The 20804-nt window shown below is 69.7% G+C and carries 15 protein-coding genes; 5 read left to right on the forward strand and 10 right to left on the reverse strand.

Features of this window, described 5'->3' with window-relative positions; all coding sequences use genetic code 11:
- Nucleotides 1-29: 29 nt before the first annotated feature.
- Entirely contained in the window at nt 30-3083 is a 3054-nt protein-coding gene (locus ABD143_RS15020; RefSeq protein ID WP_343977566.1) for an ATP-binding protein, read from the forward strand.
- Between the two features lie 60 nt (nt 3084-3143).
- Here ABD143_RS15020 and ABD143_RS15025 read toward each other — a convergent pair whose 3' ends face one another.
- From ABD143_RS15025 to ABD143_RS15045, 5 genes are read right to left on the reverse strand one after another with little or no spacing between them, the layout of a single operon-like run.
- Nucleotides 3144-3608, reverse strand: a complete 465-nt coding sequence (locus tag ABD143_RS15025; RefSeq protein ID WP_343977569.1) for a nitroreductase family deazaflavin-dependent oxidoreductase — start codon at nt 3606-3608, stop codon at nt 3144-3146.
- 38 nt (nt 3609-3646) lie between these two features.
- Nucleotides 3647-4015: a VOC family protein gene (locus ABD143_RS15030; protein WP_343977572.1), complete on the reverse strand. Its 369-nt coding sequence runs from the start codon at nt 4013-4015 to the stop codon at nt 3647-3649.
- Between the two features lie 32 nt (nt 4016-4047).
- Nucleotides 4048-4797 carry an SDR family NAD(P)-dependent oxidoreductase gene (locus ABD143_RS15035; protein WP_343977582.1) on the reverse strand — a complete coding sequence of 250 codons (750 nt, stop codon included), beginning with the start codon at nt 4795-4797 and terminating at the stop codon, nt 4048-4050.
- Between the two features lie 45 nt (nt 4798-4842).
- A complete protein-coding gene (locus tag ABD143_RS15040) occupies nt 4843-5223 on the reverse strand; it encodes a substrate-binding domain-containing protein (protein ID WP_343977971.1) in 381 nt (126 codons plus the stop codon).
- 6 nt (nt 5224-5229) lie between these two features.
- A complete protein-coding gene (locus ABD143_RS15045) occupies nt 5230-5559 on the reverse strand; it encodes a winged helix-turn-helix transcriptional regulator (protein WP_343977585.1) in 330 nt (109 codons plus the stop codon).
- A 172-nt stretch (nt 5560-5731) separates the two neighbouring features.
- Between ABD143_RS15045 and ABD143_RS15050 the strand changes: the two genes are divergently transcribed.
- Nucleotides 5732-6532 carry an NAD(P)-dependent oxidoreductase gene (locus ABD143_RS15050; RefSeq protein ID WP_343977587.1) on the forward strand — a complete coding sequence of 267 codons (801 nt, stop codon included), beginning with the start codon at nt 5732-5734 and terminating at the stop codon, nt 6530-6532.
- Nucleotides 6533-7194: 662 nt separating this feature from the next.
- On the opposite strand, the gene ABD143_RS15055 is transcribed toward ABD143_RS15050, so the two are convergent.
- The 4 genes from ABD143_RS15055 to ABD143_RS15070 all read right to left on the reverse strand — a co-directional run bounded on the left by ABD143_RS15055 (nt 7195) and on the right by ABD143_RS15070 (nt 14096).
- Complete coding sequence (locus tag ABD143_RS15055; RefSeq protein WP_343977590.1) at nt 7195-7527, reverse strand: tyrosine-type recombinase/integrase; 333 nt, start codon at nt 7525-7527, stop codon at nt 7195-7197.
- A gap of 496 nt (nt 7528-8023) precedes the next feature.
- Nucleotides 8024-9748, reverse strand: coding sequence for a multicopper oxidase family protein (locus ABD143_RS15060; RefSeq protein ID WP_343977593.1), 1725 nt, complete (start codon nt 9746-9748; stop codon nt 8024-8026).
- 831 nt (nt 9749-10579) lie between these two features.
- Nucleotides 10580-11047, reverse strand: a complete 468-nt coding sequence (locus ABD143_RS15065; protein WP_343977596.1) for a hypothetical protein — start codon at nt 11045-11047, stop codon at nt 10580-10582.
- 226 nt (nt 11048-11273) lie between these two features.
- Nucleotides 11274-14096 (reverse strand): ATP-binding protein, encoded by a 2823-nt coding sequence (locus ABD143_RS15070; protein WP_343977598.1) that lies wholly within the window; start codon nt 14094-14096, stop codon nt 11274-11276.
- A 131-nt stretch (nt 14097-14227) separates the two neighbouring features.
- Here ABD143_RS15070 and ABD143_RS15075 point away from each other — a divergent pair, with 131 nt between their 5' ends.
- A complete protein-coding gene (locus tag ABD143_RS15075) occupies nt 14228-14962 on the forward strand; it encodes an SDR family NAD(P)-dependent oxidoreductase (RefSeq protein ID WP_343977600.1) in 735 nt (244 codons plus the stop codon).
- 1033 nt (nt 14963-15995) lie between these two features.
- Nucleotides 15996-17291 carry an HNH endonuclease signature motif containing protein gene (locus ABD143_RS15080; RefSeq protein WP_343977603.1) on the forward strand — a complete coding sequence of 432 codons (1296 nt, stop codon included), beginning with the start codon at nt 15996-15998 and terminating at the stop codon, nt 17289-17291.
- Nucleotides 17292-17438: 147 nt separating this feature from the next.
- On the opposite strand, the gene ABD143_RS15085 is transcribed toward ABD143_RS15080, so the two are convergent.
- A complete protein-coding gene (locus tag ABD143_RS15085; RefSeq protein ID WP_343977605.1) occupies nt 17439-17942 on the reverse strand; it encodes a nuclear transport factor 2 family protein in 504 nt (167 codons plus the stop codon).
- Nucleotides 17943-18002: 60 nt separating this feature from the next.
- Here ABD143_RS15085 and ABD143_RS15090 point away from each other — a divergent pair, with 60 nt between their 5' ends.
- Complete coding sequence (locus tag ABD143_RS15090; RefSeq protein ID WP_343977609.1) at nt 18003-20792, forward strand: helix-turn-helix transcriptional regulator; 2790 nt, start codon at nt 18003-18005, stop codon at nt 20790-20792.
- The last annotated feature ends 12 nt before the right edge of the window (nt 20793-20804 follow it).

The raw sequence follows: 20804 nt of genomic DNA on the forward strand, positions 1-20804 counted from the left end.
CGAACCTGCCGGAGAACCCCGGTGCGGCGTTGCAGCGCAAGGTGTGGCAGCTGCGACGGACGCTGGAGGACGCGGAGCCGGGAGGCCGTGAGCTGGTCGCCCGTCGCGGGCTGGGCTATGTGCTGCTCACTGCGGCGGACGCGGTGGACGCCGGCACGTTCGCCGGCCTCGTCGAACAGGCCCGCGCGACCGAGGACCCACGGCAACGGGCCGCGCTGCTCGCCGACGCGCTGGCACTCTGGCGCGGCCCCGCGTTCGCGGGCTTCCGGGACGAGGAGTTCGCCCGCCCCGCCGTCGCCCGGCTGGACGAGCAGTGGCTGACCGCGGTGGAGGAGCAGGCCGAGGCGCGGCTGGCCCTCGGCGAGCACAGCCCGGTCGCCGCCGAGCTGACGGATCTGGTTCGGCGGCATCCGCTGCGCGAACGGCTCCGCGCGGCGCACATGCGCGCCCTCTACGGCGCCGGGCGGCAGGGCGACGCGCTGGCGGGCTACGACGAGCTGCGCCGCAGGCTCGCCGATGAACAAGGCCTGGACCCCGGCCCCGAGCTGGTCGCGCTGCAACAGGCCATCCTGGCCCATGACCCGGCGCTCGCGCCCACAGCAGGCAACCGGCCGACCAACCTGCCTGCCGAGGTCACCGAGCTGATCGGCCGGACGGAGGCGCTCGCCGAGACCCGGGCCATGCTGGCCGCCTGGCGGCTGGTCACCCTCACCGGCCCCGGCGGCGTCGGCAAGACCAGGCTCGCGCTGGCTACGGCCGCGCAGCTGACCGGGTTGTTCCCGGACGGGGTGTGGCTGGCCGAGCTGGCCGGGCTGGAGCCGCCCGGCAGGGAGCGGCGGTCCGCGCAGGCGGAGGTGGCCGAGACGGTCGCCGCGGTGCTCGGGCTGCGCGACCAGGGCACCGCAGGGCCGGGCGAGGATCGCCCCGGCGCGCTCACCGAGTGGCTGGCCGCGGCGCTGCGGGACAAGCGGCTGCTGCTCGTGCTGGACAACTGCGAGCACGTCGTCGAACCGGTCGCCGAGCTGATCGGGCTGCTGCTCCGCAGCGCCCCGGGGCTCCGCGTGCTGGCCACCAGCCAGGAGCCGCTCGGCATCGCCGGTGAGCAGATGCTGTCCGTGCCGCCGCTGGAGCTGCCCACCACCGGCCAGGCACCACACGAGTCCGCCGCCGTGCGACTGTTCGTGACGCGCGCAGCCGCCGCCGCGCCGGGCTTCACCCTCGATGACGGCAACGCCCACGCCGTCGCGGCGATCTGCCGCAGGCTCGACGGCATTCCACTGGCGCTGGAGATGGCCGCAACGAGGGTGCGCGCCCTTGGCGTCGCCGAGCTGGCCACCAGGCTGGACGACCGCTTCCATGTGCTGGGCAGCGGCGCGCGCGATGCACCCCCGAGGCAACGGACCCTGCGTGCGGTGATCGACTGGAGCTGGGCGCTGCTCGCCGAGCCGGAGCGCACGGTGCTGCGCCGCCTCGCCGTGCACAGCGACGGCTGCACGCTCGCCGCGGCCGAAGACGTCTGCAGCGGCGACGCCATCGCCCGCGCCGACGTGGTGGAGCTGCTGGCGCGGCTGGTGGACTGCTCGCTGGTGGTCATGGCCGAGACCGCCGACGGCCCGCGCTACCGGCTACTGGAGTCCGTGCTCGCCTACTGCCTCGAACGGCTCGAGGACGCCGCTGAATTCGGCCGGGTGCGTTCACAGCATCTCGACCACTACATGAGGCTCGCCGAGCAGGCCGATCCGCAGCTGCGTGGCCCCGGCCAACGGACCTGGCTGCGACGGCTGGATGCCGAGACAGCCAACATGCGCGGCGCCTTCGACACCGCTGTGCGCATCGGCGACGCCGAGCGGGCGCTGCGCCTGGCGAACGCCCTCACCTGGTACTGGTTCCTGCGCGGCAGACGCGGGCCGGCCCGCCGCACGCTGACCATCGCGCTGGAGGTGCCCGGCCCGGCACCGGCCGCGGCCCGGGCGCGGGCCACCGCCTGGCGGGCCGCGATCACCCTGCAGTCCGGTGCCTTCGCCGGCACCATCGCCGAACACCTCGCCGCGCTCGCGCCCTACGCCGACGTCGACGACCCCGCCGGCCGAGCGCGCGCCGAGTGGTTCCTCGGCACAAGCCTCTACGGCATCGGCGACCTCACGCCGAGCGAGGACCTGGTGGACCGGGCACTGACCAGCTCCCGCCTGCTCGGCGACCGCTGGCTCACCGCGGCGGCGCTGAGCAGCAGGGCATTCCAGGCGAAACTGCACGGTGACTTCGCCGCGTTGCGGCGCGACGGTGAACAGAGCCTCGCGGTGTTCACCGAACTCGGCGACCAGTGGGGGCGGCTGCAGGCCATGGTTCCGCTGGCGACCCTCGCCGAGATCGAGGGGAACTACGAGACGGCGACCGGGCTGTACCAGGCTGGGCTACGCGTCGCCGAAGAGCTGCAGCTCTGGCCCGAGGTGTCCTTCCAGCTCACCGGAGCAGGCCGGATCGCGATCCTCACCGGCGACCTCGAACGCGCGCACGACCTCCACGAGCGCGCGCGGAAGGTCTCGATCCAACAGTCCGACAGGTTCGGCGAGCAGTTCGCTGTTGTCGGGCTGGCCCTCATCGCCCGCAGGAAAGGCGAGCTGGACACCGCCGAATCCCACATCGAGCACGTGCTGGAGCTCCATCGGCAGAGGGGGTACGAATCCGCACTCCCCGCCCTACTACTCGCCGAGCTGGGATTCATTGCCGAACAGCGCGGCGACGCGGAATCGGCGTGGCGGCTGCACGTCCAGGGACTGACCACGGCACAGGCCACGGGCGACCCGCGGGCGATCGCATTGGCCCTCGAAGGGATGGCCGGAGCGCAGACCCTCGCAGGCCATCCCCAGCGGGCGGCCCGGTTACTCGGCGCCGCCGTGGCAGCCAGAGCATCAGCGGGGGCGCCGCTGCCGCCCGCCGAACGCGGCGACGTCACCCGCATCACCACCCGCCTGCGCGCCGAACTCGGAAACGAGGACTTCGCCGCGGAACACCTCCGCGGAACGGAGCTGCTGCCGGACGGATACCTGGCGTCCTCCCCCGATGAGCTGCGGCTGCCGACCTGAAGCACCGGCTTATCGGCGCGGGGGGATGGCCGCCGGCCGCGGAAGATCGGATTTCGGGCGTCAGCGCGTGCTGGCTACGGGCTCGAGGCGCAGGATCGGGATCTCCCGTCCGGCTCGCGCTCGGTAGTCCGGGAAGTACGGCCACCGCGAATCGGCCAGTTTCCAGGCTTCCGCTTTTTCTTGTCCGAACACCTCGCGGGCGCGCAGGGTGCGCACCCAGGCCCCGTCTTGTACGCGGACATCGGGGTGGGCGATCAGGTTGTGGTACCAGGCGGGGTGGCTCGGCGCGCCACCGTTGGACGCAACGGCGAGGTAGCTGCCGTCATGCTCGATCCGCATGATCGGCGTTTTACGGATTTTGCCGCTCGCGGCTCCGGTCATGGTGAGGATGACGACGGGGCGTCCTTCGAGCGTGCCACCTTCTCGTCCGCCGGTGGCTTCGTAGAGGGCTACTTGATCTCGCGCACGTTCGCTGGAGCTGGGAACATACGGCGCATCCACTAGGTCCTGGTCTTGGCGTTGCATCCTGCGGGGTCCTCCCCTGGTGGTTTTGACGTGCGTTGTCACCGACGGCTCAGGTTGAGCCTGCGACCAGGTCGAACTCGTTGCCCTCGGGGTCGAGGAACGTGGTCCAGCGCGCCGCCCTGTTCGACGTCGTTCACTCGGGTCGCGCCCAGAGACAGCAGCCGGTCGGTTTCGACGGCGAACTCGGTGCTGATCAGGTCCAGGTGCAGCCGATTCTTGACGGTCTTGGCCTCGGGGACCTGGTGGAACACCAGTCGGGGACCCTGTGCCGATTCGTTCGCGTCGATGGCTGCGAACTCGACGGTTGGCTGAGGGTTCACCTGTCGGCCGAGGACGTCGGCCCAGAACCGGGCCAGCTTGGCCGCGTCCGCGCAGTCAATGCTCAGGCCGATCACGGAGTTGCTCATGGTCGGAGTCCTTCCAGGATCGTCGGGAGTGGCTAGACCTGGGCCATGCCGCCGTCGACGGCGAGGTCGACGCCTGCAACGAAGCTGCTTTCGTCGGACGCCAGGAAGTAGGCAGCGGCGGCCACTTCCTCGGGTCGTCCCATTCGGGCGAGCGGGATCACTGAGGCGAAGGCGGCCCTGATGGCGTCGGCGCCTTCCTTGGTGTCGGCCTGGCCGTCCATGATCGGGGTGTCGATCGGCCCCGGGCTCAGGGTGTTGATCCGGATGCCGCGATCCTTGAACTCGTGCGTCCAGGTGCGGGCGTAGGAGCGCAACGCCGCCTTGGTTGCGCTGTAGGTGGTGTAGCCGTTGATTCCCTTGTATGCGGCGATCGAGCCGACCAGGATGATCGACCCGCCGTCGCGCATGAGGGGTAGCGCCTTCTGGGCGGTGAACAGCGTTGCCCTGGCGTTCAGGTCGAAGGTCTTGTCGAAGTTGCTCTCGGTGATCTTCCCGAACTCCTCCGGCTCGACGCGACCCGAATTGGCGACCAGGATGTCCAGCTTGCCCCTCTCCTGTGCGATCGTCTCGAACAGGCGGTCGAGGTCGGCGGTGCTGGTCGCGTCACCCCGCACTGGTCTCACATCTTCGCCGATCAGGGCCTTGGCATTGTCCAATTCGGCTTGCCGCCGGCCCGTGACGAAGACGTAGGCGCCTTCCTTGACGAACCGCTGCGCGATGGCGAGGCCGATACCGCTGCTTCCGCCGGTGACGACGGCAATCTTTCCGTTCAATCCAGACATGCTGTGTGACCTTCTTGTCGCTGTTGCCGGTCGGATGGCCTGTACTCAGGCTGCGCCGGGCCGCCGGGGGCGACATCGCACGGCTGTGCGATTCCTAGTCAGGTCGCCGCCGACAGGCCCCGGACGGCCCGCCAGGGGCCGTCTGGCATCGGTCCCGCCGACCCAACTTCCCGCCCGCTGGGTCAAGCGAGGCGGCCCCGCGCCGGCGACTCCGGTCCGGCGCCCCGCCTGGCGGGCGGTCGACGCCCTGGGATTGAGCCGGACCGGCACCGAGATCGTCCGCCCTGCCGCGGCGCTGCTTCCCACCAGCTCGACGAGGGCGGCCGCTGCGGCGTTCCCGACCTTTCGCGGGTGCACGAACATCCCCGTGACCTGCAGCGAGGTCAGCTGCAACGACCCGCTGTCCACGGCGCTGGAGATGCTCAGACTGGCTCAGGGAATGGTTTCGATGCGCTCCATGTGTTCCTCGCCCCACTCTCCGAGCGGCATGAGCGCGGTGTTGAGTGAGTGGCCGAACTCGGTCAGCGAGTACTCCACCTTCGGTGGGACCTGGTGATAGACCTCGCGGTGCACCAGGCCACTGGCCTCCATCTCCCGGAGCTGAAGGATCAGCATGCTTTCGCTGATACCGGGTACTGCTCGCCTCAACTCTCCAAAGCGTAGGGGCCGTTCGTGGAGCGAGAACAGGATCAGCCCCTTCCACTTGCCTCCCATGACGTCGATGGCGGCGTCGAGTCCGCACGTACATGTCCGCTTCTTCATCAGCACTCCTGACAAGAATGTGCGTACCCAACAAATTGTAGGTACTTGAGGGAATGTCTGTGAGGGCCCAGCATGGGGCATGCGTCGCGCCGAGATCACCGCGGACCGGTGTGGACGCGCTCACTCGAGGTTTCGAAGATGCCGAACGATCTGATGTGAACTGGAGCGAAACATGGCTGGGGACAACCGCACACTGGTGACCGTCATCGGGCTGGGCCCGATGGGCCGGGCGCTGGCCGAGGCGTTCATCGACGCCGGGCACCCGACGACGGTGTGGAACCGCACGCCCGGCAAGGCTGCGCCGCTGGTGGCTAAGGGAGCGGTCCACGCCGAGGCGGTGGAGGCCGCGGTCGCGGCGAGCCCGCTGGTCATCGCCTGCCTGACCACCTTCGAGGACGCCCGCCGGCCCTGGAGCCGGCCGCCGCGGCACGGGCGCGCCCTCGTCACCTTGAACAGTGGATCCCCGGCCGGCGCCCGCGAGACGGCCGCCTGGGCCACCGGCCACGGTGCCCGATTCCTCGACGGCGCGGTCAAGAACGCGCCTTCGGCTGTGGGTGCGCCGGACACCCTGCTGTACTACAGCGGCGACAAGACCGTCTTCGACGAGTACGAGACGACCCTGAAGGTGCTTGGCGGAGACACCGTCCATCTCGGCGATGAGTCGGACCTTGCCGCCCTGTACGAGATGGCGGTGGGCGCCATCCTGCTACCCGCACTCGTCGGCTTCTTCCAGGGCGCCGCCGCCGTCCAGGCGCGCGGATTGGAGGCGAGCACCATGGTGCGGTTCGCCGGCAAGTGGCTGGACATGATCAAGTCCCTGCTGCCGATCTACGCCAAGGAGATCGACAGCGGCGACTACACCGACGCAGCCTCCTCCGTGAACCTCCTCCTCGCGGGAGCGGCCCACGACGAGGACCTGGCCAAGGAGACGAACGTCGACACGGCCTGGCTCGCCCCCTGCACGACCTGGTGAAGGGGGCCGCGGAGGCGGGCCACAGCGACCACAGCATCTCGGCCCTGACCGAGGTGCTCAGGAAGCCGGAAGAAGCGCGTAACTCCTGGAGGCTGTCCTGTGGATCATGGGACCGGCTCGCGGAGACAGATCCTGATGGGGGCGACGTCAATGGTGCCGCGGAACATGTAGTCGCGTTTGTCGTAACGGGTCGCGACAAGGTCCGCCGCCTCCTCACGGCCCTCGCCTGACCCCCGTCACCCGCGTCGAACACGTCCTTCACTGGTCGGACTGGCGCGTCACCGACACCTCGAGACCGAACCAGCCACTACCGACGCCGAGACCACCTACGATCGCCCTGACCGAGCCGGAGTGCCGTTTCAGTATTAGGCGCAGAGCACCACCCGGGGCTCGCGTACTGTTCGGGTGGTCATCCGCGACCGGCAGTGGACAGGTTGATCACGGCCAGCGCGAGTATCCAACTGAGAACCGGTGCGCAGATGTACGCATCGCGCCGGACGAGTACGGACGTCGCCACCAGCAACAGCGCCGAGGATAGACAGAGTGATCCGGCCGTGCGCGTGCCTGGAAGTCAAGGGGTCAGGGGTTTCGAATCCCCTCAGCTCCACCAGATCAGACTCATGACCACCAACCTCCGCAGCTCTCGCCGAGCGACTGAGTGACTATCCCGCGTCATTGAGCGGGAACAGCTCATCCATCACGGTGGCGCCCTCCTGGAAGACGGCGTGCAGCTGGTGCCGGTAGGCCCGTTCTGTCACGCCCGAGGCGCTGTGCCCCACGAGATGGGAGATGTCCTCGATGCGGACGCCGTTGGCGGAGAGCAACGAGACGAAGCTGTGCCGGAGCTCGCGCGGGGTCCATGCCTTCTGATCGAGACCGGCGGCGGCCACCACCTTGCGGAAGGACCGTCGGACGTTGTGGGCGTCGAGCTGGGTTCCATTAGCGGGTGCCCGAACGACGTCAACCCCGCTGCGTCCGATCCCGCCGGTGGTCACGACAAGCAGGCAAGCGCGAGCGGCGTCCGTGGCCAGGTAGCGGGACCGGGGTTCCGGGTTGACATCGCCCGGTCCCGCCAAGAGCCGGCCAGGATCGCGGGGATGGGCGGGGCTGGGCGCTCCCATCAGGGTGGACTGTCAAGCTGCGGTTGACACCCGACAGCCGATCCCGGACGGTCGTTGGAGTGAGCCCTGATTGCCTTCTGCGGAAGCGCAGCGGAAGCACCAGGGGCACCGTCATTTGCGGTACAACACGGTTCCATGACCGAAGCGCAACCCCTCGACCAGCGCGAATAGCACTCGGCCTTCATCAGCAGCTCTCCGAATCATTGTTCGGGACGAAGAGGTCGCAGGTTCAAATCCTGTCGCCCCGACGCAGTTCAGGGGCCCTGTCCGAGACGATCGGACAGGGCCCCTGTCGTTGGTACCGAACCCGGCCACCCCACGGCATCGATGCACTGGCCGCGCTGGTCACGACCCGCCCCACCGGGAGGCTCTACCGTCCCAGCACCGTCCCAACCTCATCCAGGGCTCCCTCGACCACTTCTTGGAGCCGTTCACGCGCCGACGGTCTTGCGACAATCTCCCACGGGCGCATCTTGTCATTGTCTTCGTGTTCCAGGATGTGACAGTGGTGCATGTACCGCGCCGGCAACGTGGTCCCGCTATCGGGGATCCCCTCAATCCCGCCTGGCACGTCGAACCTCTGGATAATCCTGGTCACCAGTCCCACATGGGCCTGGACGGTGTCCTTGGGGCCGGCCTCATCCGGGCGGGGAGGAATCGGGTCGCCGACGAGATACTCGGCCAACACCGGCTTGGCTGCTGGTTCGCGGCCGCCGTCAACCCATTCCAGGTAGGCTGCCAGGTAGGCGTCCCTGTTGAATCTCTGCCGGTTGTACACCTGGAACTGGACGAGGTGGTTGTGCATCGGGTGGGCATCATGCGTCAGGTTGATGTACTCCCAGATCTCGGTTGTTCCCACCTGGATGAAATCTTCGTTCGGCGCCGCGAAGGGCAGTGCATTGATCAGGTAAGGATTCTCCGGATCGTACATTTCGCCGTGTTCCTCGGGGAATTGCTGAATAATGGTGAACTCTCGCCGGGGTATCCCGGGTGTTGGTTTGAGCCGCTTCCTCGGCGGCAGGACGAGCGCAGTGGGCGGCGTCGTCCGGTCCTTGCTGGACAGCGGTTCGGTCACCTGGAACTGCATCAGCTCGGGGATCTCCGGGCCACCACCATTGGGGAAGTGGACTGGAGCGTCGTTCGCGAGGGTGACCTTCGTGCCCATTGGCAGCCGGCTGAAGTCGATGATCACATCGGCCCGTTCGGCCGGTGCCAGCAAGATGCTGGTCAGCTGCAACGGAGCAGGCATTCGGCCGTCGTCGGTGCTGATCAACCAGAACGGCAGTTTCCCCCGACCATCAACGTCGAAGCACAGGCGCCAGAAGCGCGAGTTGGATGCATCGAGGATGCGCAACCGGTAGCGCCTCGGCTCGACGGCCAGGAACGGGTACGCCTTCCCATTCACGACCGCGGTCTCACCACCGTCCTGCTCCTGCAAGGTGTAGAGCAGCGTGCCATCTCGACTGAAGGTCTTGTCCTGCAAGATAAGGGGAACCTCGAACTCGTCCTGGGGCAGGTTGAGGCCCTTTTCGACGTTGTCACGGAGTAAGTAGACAGCGGCTAGCCCCGCGTAGACGTTGAGCCTGGTGACCGCCATCGCGTGGTCGTGGTACCAGGACCCGAACGCCTCGTGGTCGTTACCATAGCCGTAGATCGCCTCATTAGATTGGACTTCGTCCAATGTGGCGTAGTCGGGGCCGTGGATGCCGTCCGGCGTGTACCACTGTGGGGCCATTCCGTCAGAGTGAGGTGGGGTGAAGCCACCGTGATAGTGCACGGTGGTCGGCACGTTGACACCGTCTGGCAGCCCATGCGCAATCCCCTGCCTACGCATCTCGTCGACCTTGTCCTGGAACAGGTGGGTGGTCGGCAGGTGGTTGCGGTAGTTGACGACCACGGGATTGTTCCTGTGGGCGATGATGGTCGGCCCGAGGTAGCCCAGACCAATCGGCTTCGCGCGGTTCGACGGGTCCGTAGCCCAGTAACCCCAGGTGGTCGTCCTCCCCAGGTCCCGGTGGAACTGCCACGAGCGTTCCAGCATCGTGATCTCGTAAAATTCGGAGCCTGGGTACTCGTCCCGGCTCGGGATGGCCACGGGTGGGCGCACTAGGGGATCAACAAACCTCGTCAGCCCCCGAGGGGTGGTCCTCGTCAGCGCCACAGGGGCGGCGGTCGCACTCGATATTCCTGCCAACCCTGAAAGGCCTAATGCACCTGTCGTCGCGGCAAGAAGACCGAAATCTCTTCTCGTAAGCTGCGGGCGGCCGTGGCCAGTGGTGCCCGGGCGCACATTCCGGCCACCCCTCGAATTCAAACTACGTTCGCTCATCTCCATGCTCCACTCCCGACCCGGGCACCGCTAGGGCCACCCCCTGAGTCCACCATTTCCGCGCCGGCTCAAGCGGGCGGGTCCGAAATGAGAAACGAGCCGAGGTGCGCCAGGTCGCGCACCCCATCCCACGTCGCCACCATCGTGGAACGGCATTGGGCACAGAGAGTCGTCAACAGTGTGGTCGCGCCCGATGTGGCCCCTTCCGGGGTAATCCAGCCGAGGACTGTGGCGTTTCGGCCGGTAGCGGACGAGTTCGAGCGGGCATGTACTTGACGACGACGCTCGTACCCGACGAGCGAACCTGATCTTGACCCAGCAAATGCTCGGGGTCTCAGTCGTCTCGACGGTGTTGGTAGTCGTCCTGGTCTTCCTCATCAGCGGCCCGCTCTGGGGCCCATTGGCAGGAGGTGGGGCGGCAACAGCACTCGCCATTCGTGCGTGGCTGGTAGCCCGGCATGGCCCTCCCCCGGACGGCGGGACAGAAGGTGGAAACGCCGAGTGAACGCAGCACGCGCCAGGAGCCTGCGCGCTGGCGGCTGTCGAGCGACATACCACATGCCCGGCCGCCCAGGGGGTTGCTTCGCGGAAGCGTGTCTACGCGGGCTTGGGGGCGTTCATCGGCACAGCCTCAGCCCACACGCGCTCGAAGCTGTCGGCATAAGTCGCGAACATGCCGCCCGGCTCGACGCGGCGCAGGTGGAGCACCGGGGCGTACGCGGCGGCGATCCCGTGCACCTGCGGGTTGATCAGCATCTCGTCATCGGCTCGGAAGATCGAGTTGTACAGCACTGTCTCGTGCTGTCGGGCCTCCACGCCGGACGTCACCAGCAGGGGACGGAACTGGGCCACAGCGTTGTGCACGCGGGCCGTGAAGGCCGGGCCGACGCCTTCCTCGGCGGCCCGCTCGGCCATCCGTGGCGAGTCCGGATCGCCCAGCAGCAACCGGACGGCCAGGCCGGCTCGCGCCCTCTCGATCAGTATCCGGACCATCTCGACGTCCTCGGCAAGGAACAGGGCGGCGTAGACCAGGATGCCGATCTCCTGCTCGGCGCAGGTGAACAACCCGTCGTCACTCGTCGCGAGGCACGGCGCTCCGGCGGCGGGGTAATCGCGGCTCCGGCCGCAGAGGTGCCGCCGTGGCTCGATCGGGCGGAGGCCGACTGGTCCGCCCGACGCCCAGGCGCCGCTCGCTACGGGCGGAGTTGTCCAGGATCCCTAGCCTCTCGGGCCGGCGCCGCGGAGAAGATCCCTGGGACCGGAGCGACCGCACCGGCCGGTGGCGCCGCGGCTAATCTAGTCGTCGAGGGCCTGCCCCTCTGGCATGCGCGCCGACCACGCGAGCGAGCTCGACCCGGGAGTTCACGCCCAGCTTGGTGAAGGCGTGGCGGAGGTGGCTGTTGACGGTGTGCGGGGAGACGAACAGCCGCACCGCCGTCTCACGGTTCGTGAGCCCCTCAGCGATGAGCTGAACCACGGCCAGTTCGGACTCGGTGAGCGCGGCCCAGCCGGCGTTCGGACGCCTGCTGCTCACGAGCCGACGGCGGACACCGCCTGCCCGCAGGCGTCCTCGCACCCGTCCCGCGTCCCAGGTTGCGCCGGCCTCGGTGTACAGCACGAGCGCGCGACCGAGCGCGTCCACGCCTGCCGCCTGCGCGCCCGTGCGCAGCTGCGCGACCCCCAGGTCCTCGAGCGCCGAGGCGAGGGCCAGGGGGCGCGGGACGTCGTCGAAGAGGAGGCAGGCCTCGGCCAGCGATGCGGTGTCCGCGTCGAGCAGACCGCGGGCGTGCGCGGCCGCCGCCCGCACCGAGCTGATCCGCGGGTTGCGCCGCGCCCGCTCCTCCGCCGCGGCGACCGTGTCCGCGGCGAGTCGCGAATCGCCGGCGGCGAGCGCGATGCGGACGAGCTGTGGGTCGTCGGTGACGTCCATCGGATAGAGCGGGGTGATCCTCCCGGCCGAACCGGCTCGGGCGACATCGAGCACCGCGCGGGCATCCGCAGGCCGGCCGTCCGCCATCGCCTGGAGTGCGAGGAGCCAGCCGCCGTGTGCGCGGTTGGCGGGGGTACCGTCCGCCACCATCGCGCCTGCCAGCGCCGCCGTCCGGCGCATCTGCCGCTCGTCGCCGGTGTGGATCGCGACCCGCCCGAGAGCGACGAGGCCGGCCGCATACAGAGCGCCGGCCACCGGCGTTCCGTCCGCCGCATCGAAGCGGCCTTCGAGCGCGGCCGCGGCGTCGGACAGGTGACCGGTCTGGAACAGCTGCCGCCCCCGCCAGGTCTCGAAGAAGTCGAGCACGAACGCCTGCCGCTCCCGGTTCGCCGCAGCGATACCCGCCGAGATCAGCCCGAGCGACTCCTCGTAGCGATCGAGCACGGCGAGCAGCTCGCTCCGCCACTGCCGCGCGACCCACTCGCGGGTTTCCTCACCGAGCCCGAACCCGTCGCGCATTGCCTGCTCGTGCGTCGCGAGCGCACGGTCGAATTGGCCGTCGACGTACAGCAGCGCCCCCTCGGCCTGCCCGAGGATTGAGCGCGCCGCCAGGTCTCCCGCGCGTTCGATCGTCGCTCGAGCGTCCTGGAGCAGCTCGATTGCCTCGTGCGGGCGTCCGGCCTGGACCAGGTTGTAGGCCAGGCGCGCCTGGTGCTGGGCGCGGTCTTCATCGGACAGGTCACGGAGCGCGAGGGCTCGCCGCCCTGCCTCCGCGCGCACGTCGGGTGACAGGGCGAACATGCTTGCCAGGCTGAGGCACACCGCCCCCTCCACCACCGCCGGAACGACATTCCGCAGGCGTTCCCGCGCGAACGCCTGGGCGTCGTTCACCTGCCCGGCGGCGTGCAGGAGGATCGTGGTGGTCGCAACGAGTGCACCGGCGGCCGGGTGACCAGCGGGAACCAGGTCGACGGCACGGCGGCCCAGTTCGGCCGCCGCCGCGGGATCACGCGGGCCCAGCGCATCGGCTGCGTCCTTCAGCAGGCCGACCGCTACCTCGTCACCAGGCTCTGCGCTCGCGGCGAGCTGCACCGCGACCTCGACCGGAATCGCCCCGGCGGCAAGCAGGACATCGACGGCCTGCCGGTCGAGCGCCCGGCGCGCTGAAACCGTCGTACCTCCGCGAACGGCCTCACGGATGATGTCGTGGCGAAAGGCGAGCCGGTCGGCAGTCTCAGCGAACACGCCGGCCTCGATCAGCTGCTCGACCGGGGTGAGCAGGGACGTCGGCGGAGCCCCCAGCATCGACGTCAGCTCCCCGACGGTGAAGCTGCGGCCGAGCGAGGCGGCCACGACGGCGAGCTGGCGGGCGGACTCCGACAGGCGCGCGAGCCGGTGGCGCATGCCGGCGGCAACGCGCGCGGGAAGGCGCGTTTCCACCAGCCTCGCCTCCCCCTCCTCGATCCGCACGAGTCGCTCGTCGCGCAGTCCCTGCAGCAGCTCGACGAGGAAGAACGGGTTACCCGCCGCGTCCGCCGCGAGCTCGAGGAGCGCCTGGTCAGGCTTCGCCTCCATGACCTCCGAGGCGAGTTCGGCGACCGCATCGGGCCCGAGCGGCCCTAGGACGATCCGCCGTGCGCCTCGCGATGCCAGTTGCTCGACCAGATCGTCCACGATGCTGCCAGGCTGGATCGGGCGGGTGGCAAGGACCCACGCGACCGGGACCGATTCGAGCCGGGGTGGGAGGGCGCGCAGCGCTGCCAGGGTGCCGCTGTCAGCCCATTGGAGGTCGTCGAGGCACAACAGCACCGGCGCCTCAGCCGCCGCGCCCTCCAGCAACGATTCCAGATCTTGCAGCAGCCAATAGCGCTGCTCGGAACCGCTCCGTTCCGTCGGCAGGGCGGAGCGCTCGAGCAGCGGCGCCGCGCCGTCGAACAAAGCCCGCAGCAGCGGCGCGAGCTCGACGACGGCCTCGGACGGGTCGGCCTCGCCCACGCCGACCCGTACGGACATCCGACCCGCCATCCGCACCGCCTCCGCGAGCAGTCGGGTCTTCCCGATACCCGGCATGCCCTCGATCACGACGACCACGCCCGCCCCGAAGCGCAAGTCGCCGAGCGCCTCGCGCAGAACGGCCGACTCGGGATCGCGCCCGTGCAGCGCCGCGGTCGTTGTCCTTGCCATGCCCGAAAGCCTGGCACTCCCGCAACACGCCCACTGAGAGCTCACATCTTCGTGCGATGCGCCCCAGGCCGGTGCGGCGAGACGCTGAGGCCAGCTGGACACCGCCAGCGAAAGCCGCGAGGAGCACTCCCATGACCACCACTCATCAGAGCTTGCAGGGACGGACCGCCCTCGTCACCGGCGCCACGTCCGGCATCGGGCGTGCGGCGGCGAACCAGCTGGCCCGGGAAGGTGCTGAGGTGATCGTGCACGGGCGCGATCCGCAGCGGGGTGAGGATGTCGTCGCCGAGATCGTGCAGGCAGGCGGACAGGCGCACTTCGTCGCTGCCGACCTGTCCGACCCGACCGACGTCCGCCGTCTCGCCGACGAGGCCGGCGCGGTCGACGTGCTCGTCAACAACGCCGGCTTCTCCTGGTTCGGCCCCACCGCCGACCTCGACGTCGCCACCTACGACGCGCTGTTCGACAGCAACGTGCGGGCGCCGTACTTCCTCGTCGCGGCGCTCGCGCCCAGGATGGCGGCCAACGGCGGCGGCAGCATCATCAACGTCGCCAGCATGGCGGGCTCCGTAGGTCTTGCCGGCGCCGCCGCCTACGGCGGCACGAAGGCGACGCTCGCCGCCATGACACGCTCGTGGGCAGCCGAGTTCAGCCCTCGCGGGGTGCGGGTCAACGCGGTCGCTCCAGGCCCGGTGTACACCGCCGCCGATCCGGAACGAATCGAGGCGCTCGGGGCGACCACGCCGCTCGGTCGAGCAGCACAGGCCGAGGAGATCGCCCAGGTGATCACGTTCTTGGCCACCCCCGCCGCGGGCTACATCACCGGCGCCACCATCGCCGCGGACGGCGGCCGGACCGCCGTCTGAACCGACGCCGGCACGACCGAAGGCGCCCTGGCCGCCGTTCCGCGGGTCCCACCGAGCTCGAGGAGCGCCTGGTCAGGCTTCGCCTCCATGACCTCCGAGGCGAGTTCGGCGACCGCATCGGGCCCGAGCGGCCCGAGGACGATCCGCCGTGCGCCCCGGGATGCCAGCTGCTCGACCAGACCGTCCACGATGCTGCCGGGCTGGATCGGGCGGGTGGCAAGGATCCACGCGACCGGGACCGACTCGAGCCGGGGCGGGAGGGCACACGCAGCGCTGCCAGGGTGCCGCTGTCAGCCCATTGGAGATCGTCGAGACACACCAGCACCGGGGCCTCAGCCGCCGCGCCCTCGCGCAAGCCACCGAGCGCGGCGCGCAGGAGGGCCAACTCCGGATCCCGCCCGCGCAGCGCCGCGGTCGTTGTCCTTGCCATCCCGAAAGCCTGACACTCCCGCAACCCGCCCACCGGAGAGCTCACATATTCATGCGGTGCACCCCAGGCCGGTGCGGCGGGACGCTCAGATCAGCTGGACACCGCCAGCGAAAGCCGCGAGGAGCATTCCCATGACCACCACCCACCAGAGCTTGCAGGGACGGACGGGCCGCGACAGCGGGTCCCGAGTGTGATCCCGGCGTTCCTGGAGTATCTGCAGACTGGAAGGCGAGCGCGTCTGCGCGGGAGGGTTGCGTTGGCTGAATGACCGAGTGCGTGGCTGGGCGGGCGGCCGTACCCGACGTGGGGGCACGCCGGTCGCGACGGGATGTCCTGCAGGGTGCCTCTCACCTTGCCGTGGTCCCGCCTGGTTGGCGCGGGGTGACCGCAGGAAGTCCCGTCGAGGCCAACTCAAAGATTCTGCGACCAGGCCCGGGAGGCGAGTCGAGTATCTCGCACAGCGACCACGTCCTCGATAACATCCCCAGCCGACCGGACGTTAACGATCGCAAATGTTGCGAACGCCACCATTCACAATCGCAAACGCAAAGATCACTCGAATAGACCGGTCGATCGAACGCATGTTCGAGTACGCTTGAAGGCGTGTCCGAGAACCCGGTCGCCCTCGCGTGCCGCCGCCTGCAGGCGGCGGTCGATGAGCTGCGTGCGGCCGCGGAATCACCCCTGGCCACCGATGACGAACTGCTGTCGGTGCTGACCGTGGCCGAAGGACTATCCCGCCAACTCGACCACGTCGTGGTGTCCACGGTCGCGACAGTGCAGCGGCGCGGTGCGTTTTCGGCGCGTGGCTACAAGAAACCTGCCGGAGCGCTGTCGGATCTGCTCGGCTGGGACGGATTCGAGGCCCGCCGCCACGTGATCGCCGCCGAACAGACCTGCGAACGGATCGGGCTGGACGGCACCGTGCTGGCGGCGCGGCTGCCGGCGACGGGGAAGGCGTTCGCCGCCGGGCAGGCCGGCCTGCGCCACGTCGAGATCATCGCCGGCCTGCTCGGCTCCGCGGCGGCGAGGCGGCTGTCCGGGGGGCAGCGGGCCGGGGTCGAGGAGCAGTTGGCTGGCAAGGCCGCGGAGTACACGCCCACCCAGTTGCGTACCTGGGGGGCGGCGCTGATCGAGCGGCTGGACCAGGACGGCCCGGAACCCGACGACGACGCCGAGGTAGTCAACGAGCTGATCCTGCGCCGCAACCACGACGACGCCGGCGGCAGCCTGACCGGGCGGTTCGACGACGCGGCGATGTTCGACGCGATCGCCACGGTGATCGACGCGCTGTCCAAGCCGCGCGACAAGGACGACCTGCGTGGGGCGGGGCGGCGCCAAGCCGAGGCCCTGGCCGAGGTGTGCGGGTTCGTGCTCGACCACGGCGACGTCCCCGACGGCGGTGGCCGGCGTCCACACCTGAATGTGCTCATCCGGTTGGAAGACCTGGAGGAGCGGGCCCGCTCAGCGATGCTGGATTTCGGTGGCCGGTTATCGCCAGAAGCGCTGCGGATGCTGGCCTGCGATGCGGCGGTGATCCCCATTGTGCTGGGCGGGGCCGGGCAACCCCTGGATGTCGGCCGCGCCACCCGCACCATTCCCGACGGACTCCGCCGGGCAGTGGCCGCCCGCGACCGCGGTTGTGCACACCCGGGCTGCGATCGCCCGCCATCGTGGACGGAAATACACCACATAATTCACTGGGAGAACGGCGGACCCACCAGCCTGAACAACCTGGTAATGTTATGCAAAACCCACCACCGGCTGGTCCATTATTCCGAGTGGGTGGTGCGGATCCGCGATGGACTCCCCGAGTTTATTCCACCGAAATGGGTAGATCCGGATCAAATACCCCGCCGCAATCCGCAACATTATCCCACTCTCACGCGGGCGGGCTGAACCCATGGCTTCCAGCTACGCTCCGGTAATGCACCCAGGCGCGCGAGTTGCTGAGGTGATCGTGCATGTGCGCGATCCGAAGCATCATGCGCCGTGTCCCACCGCTCGCAGTCGCGCCGTTGACCCGGGGCGCGAAGGTCGATCGGCTCAGAAGGCGTGTACCTCGCTCGCCGGCTCGGGGAGATCGTGCACGCCCCCCGGGAGCAGCGCGGACGCCATCGCGACGGTGTTCAGGCTCTCCCGAAGCAGCCTGATCTGTCCGTTCTCGGCAACCAGACGACCCATGAACAGATGGTGGGCCAGTCGACCCGTCGCTGCGGCCGTCGTGTGAGCGACGTATTCCGCGAACACCTGGTCCGGGGTGTCGATGTGGACGGTGATGTCCTCGTCCTTGAACTCGAAGTCAGGGTAGTACTCGAGGACGGTCCTGATGAGGCCCTTGACGCCCTCGCGGCCTTCGAAGCGGGTGGGCAGGCCCAGCGACACGAAGAAGGGCATTTCGAACGCCCCGTCCTCGACGAAAAGGGCTGACGCCTTCTCAGGATCACGGAAGTTGCGTAGGAATTCCTCGAGCAGAGTCTTTGCGTCGGACATCTGTAGCGGTGTGCGTGTCATGGGTCGAGCGTGCGAGCCGGCGAGGTCGGCTCGCATCAGCCAGTCGCTGGCCGTGTTCGCCGGTCGGTGCGCGTGTAGCGTCGCTGCCGGTGCAGCATGGCCACACAGTCCCGCAGCCGAGGACGCGCGGCCGAGTTCAAGGGCCGGCGCGGCGAGCGCGGCGTGCTCGACCAGCTCATCGAGGCTGTTCGCGCGGGTGAGAGCCGGGCGCTGGTGCTGCGTGGTGATCCGGGCATGGGCAAGACGGCGCTGTTGGATTACGTGGTAGAGCAAGCGGCGGGCTGCCGCGTGGTGCGCGCCGCAGGTGTCCAAGCGGAGATGGAGCTGGCCTTCGCGGGGCTGCATCAGCTCTGCGCACCGATGCTGGATCGCCTCGAGCGTCTCCCGGTTTCGCAGCGCGACGCGCTGCGGACGGTGTTCGGCGTCAGCCCCGGCCCGGCGCCGGATCGCTTCTTCGTCGGGCTGGCCGTGCTGGGCCTGGTCTCGGACGTGGCCGACGAGCAGCCGTTGATCTGTCTGGTGGATGACGAGCAGTGGCTCGACGCCGCCTCGGCCCAGGTCCTCGCCTTCGTGGCGCGCCGGCTGGGGGCGGAGTCCGTCGGCTTGCTCTTCGCGGCGCGCGTGCCGAGCGACGAGCTGGCGGGATTGCCGGAGCTGGTGGTCGATGGTTTGCCGGAGAGCGAGGCGCGGGAGCTACTGGACGCGGCGCTCACCGGGCCCTTGGATCCTCGGGTCCGGGACCAGATCGTCGCCGAGACGCGGGGCAATCCGTTGGCGCTGCTGGAGCTGCCGCGGGGGTTGACGCCTGCGGAGTTGGCGGGCGGGTTCGCCCTCCCCAGCGCGGCGCCCCTGTCCGGGCGGATCGAGGAGAGCTTCCGGCGGCGGCTCGACGCTCTTCCGGCCCAGACCCGGCGCCTGCTGCGGCTCGCGGCAGCCGATCCCGTCGGCGAACCGCTGCTGGTGTGGCGGGCGGCCGAGCGGCTCGGAATCCGGGCTCAGGCTGCGACGCCGGCGGCCGAGGCCGACCTGCTCGAGTTCGGCGCCCGGGTGCGGTTCCGGCATCCGCTGGTTCGCTCGGCGGCCTACCGCTCGGCGTCGCTCCAGGAGAGACAGGACGTGCACCGCGCTCTGGCGGAGGCCACCGATCCCGAGCGCGATCCCGACCGTCGGGCCTGGCATCGGGCCCACGCCGCGCCCGGGCCCGACGAGGACGTCGCCGGGGAGTTGGAGCGCTCGGCCGACCGCGCGCAGGCACGCGGGGGCTTGGCCGCGGCGGCCGCGTTCCTCGAACGCGCGGCCATGCTGACCCCCGAACCCGCTTGCCGTGCCCGGCGCCTGCTCGCGGCGGCCAGAGCGAAGCTCGACGCCGGCGCGCTCGACGCGGCACTCGGGCTGCTGGTCGCGGTCGAGGCCGGGCCGCTCGACGCCCTGCAGACTGCCGAGGCGGAGCACCTGCGCGGGCAGATCGCGCTGGTGCAGCAACGCAGCAGCGACGCCGTTCGGCTGCTGCTCAGCGCGGCCAGACGCCTCGAACCGCTCCATGCCGGCCGAGCGCGCGAGGCGCACCTGGAGGCGCTCGGCGCCGCGATGTGGGTCGACGACCTGAACAGCCCAGGCGGCCTGCGGGAGGCCGCCGAGGCCGCACGCGCGGCCCCCGCCGGCCCCGACCCACCCCGGCCCGTGGACGTCCTGCTCGACGGGTTCGCGCTGCGGTTGACCGAGGGTTACACCGCGGCCGTGCCGACGCTGACCCGGGCACTCGAGCTGGTTCTCGCGGTGAACGTCGCCGACGCGGAGGTCGGCCGCTGGCTCTGGCTCGCCGGCGCAAGCTCCAGCGCCATCGTGGCTCTCGAGCTGTGGGACGCCGAGGCCTCGCATGCCCTGGCCGCTCACCTGGTGCAGTTGGCCCGCGACACGGGTGCGCTGGTGCACCTGCAGTACGCGCTCGACTTCCTCGCCCGGACCCACCTGCGCGCCGGCGAGCTGACCGCGGCGGCGCTGCTGATCGAAGAAGATCGCCTGATCGCCGACATGACCGGGAACCCGCCGGTTGCGTATACCGAGATGATGCTCGCGGCGTGGCGCGGCCAGGAGGCACGGGCATCCGAGCTGATCGAGGCGGGCTTGCGGGGGGCGACCGCCGGCGGCGTGGGCCGGATGGTCACCTTCGCCGACTACACGAACTCTGTGCTCTACAACGGCCACGGTCGCCACGACGCCGCCCGTGATGTCGCCTGGCGCGCGTTCGAGCGCGACCACCCGGGGCACGGGACCTATGTCCTACCCGAGTTGGCCGAGGCAGCGTCCAGGACCGGCGACACGGTGCTGGTCAAGGCCGCACTCGAGTGGCTGTCCGAACGCACGCGCGCCACCCGCAGCGACTGGGTCATGGGCATCGAGGCGCGCGCCCGCGCCCTGATCAGCCACGGTGATGTAGCCGAGAGCCTGTACCGCGAATCGATCGCGCGGCTTGGCCGCACGCGCGTGCGCGCGCAGCTGGCCCGCGGCCACCTGCTCTACGGCGAGTGGCTACGTCGCGAGCGCCGTCGCGTGGACGCGCGCGTGCATCTGCGCACCGCCCACGACATGCTGACGACGATGGGGATCGAGGCGTTCGCCGAGCGCGCCCGCCGCGAACTGCTGGCCACCGGCGAGACCGCCCGCAAACGCACCACCGAGACCGGCGACGAGCTCACCGCCCAGGAGACCCAGATCGCCCAGCTCGCCCGCAACGGCCTCTCGAACCCGGAGATCGGCACCCGGCTGTTCATCAGCCCCCGCACCGTCCAGTATCACCTGCGCAAGATCTTCACCAAGCTCCAGATCAGCTCCCGGCTCGAACTCGACCGAGTCCTGCCCAGCGCCCCGCTGGTCGGGCCCCGGTAGCCGCGCAATCGC

Source organism: Pseudonocardia aurantiaca (assembly GCF_039526725.1).
Taxonomy (GTDB): Bacteria; Actinomycetota; Actinomycetes; order Mycobacteriales; family Pseudonocardiaceae; genus Pseudonocardia; species Pseudonocardia aurantiaca.

Bases quoted from the DNA above. Each gene is read 5' to 3' on its own strand.
- ABD143_RS15090 (WP_343977609.1), top strand. From the start codon at position 18,003: ATGGCCACACAGTCCCGCAGCCGAGGACGCGCGGCCGAGTTCAAGGGC.
- ABD143_RS15085 (WP_343977605.1), bottom strand. From the start codon at position 17,942: ATGCGAGCCGACCTCGCCGGCTCGCACGCTCGACCCATGACACGCACA.
- ABD143_RS15045 (WP_343977585.1), bottom strand. From the start codon at position 5,559: ATGAAGAAGCGGACATGTACGTGCGGACTCGACGCCGCCATCGACGTC.
- ABD143_RS15070 (WP_343977598.1), bottom strand. From the start codon at position 14,096: ATGGCAAGGACAACGACCGCGGCGCTGCACGGGCGCGATCCCGAGTCG.
- ABD143_RS15075 (WP_343977600.1), top strand. From the start codon at position 14,228: ATGACCACCACTCATCAGAGCTTGCAGGGACGGACCGCCCTCGTCACC.
- ABD143_RS15030 (WP_343977572.1), bottom strand. From the start codon at position 4,015: ATGAGCAACTCCGTGATCGGCCTGAGCATTGACTGCGCGGACGCGGCC.
- ABD143_RS15025 (WP_343977569.1), bottom strand. From the start codon at position 3,608: ATGCAACGCCAAGACCAGGACCTAGTGGATGCGCCGTATGTTCCCAGC.
- ABD143_RS15035 (WP_343977582.1), bottom strand. From the start codon at position 4,797: ATGTCTGGATTGAACGGAAAGATTGCCGTCGTCACCGGCGGAAGCAGC.
- ABD143_RS15050 (WP_343977587.1), top strand. From the start codon at position 5,732: ATGGCTGGGGACAACCGCACACTGGTGACCGTCATCGGGCTGGGCCCG.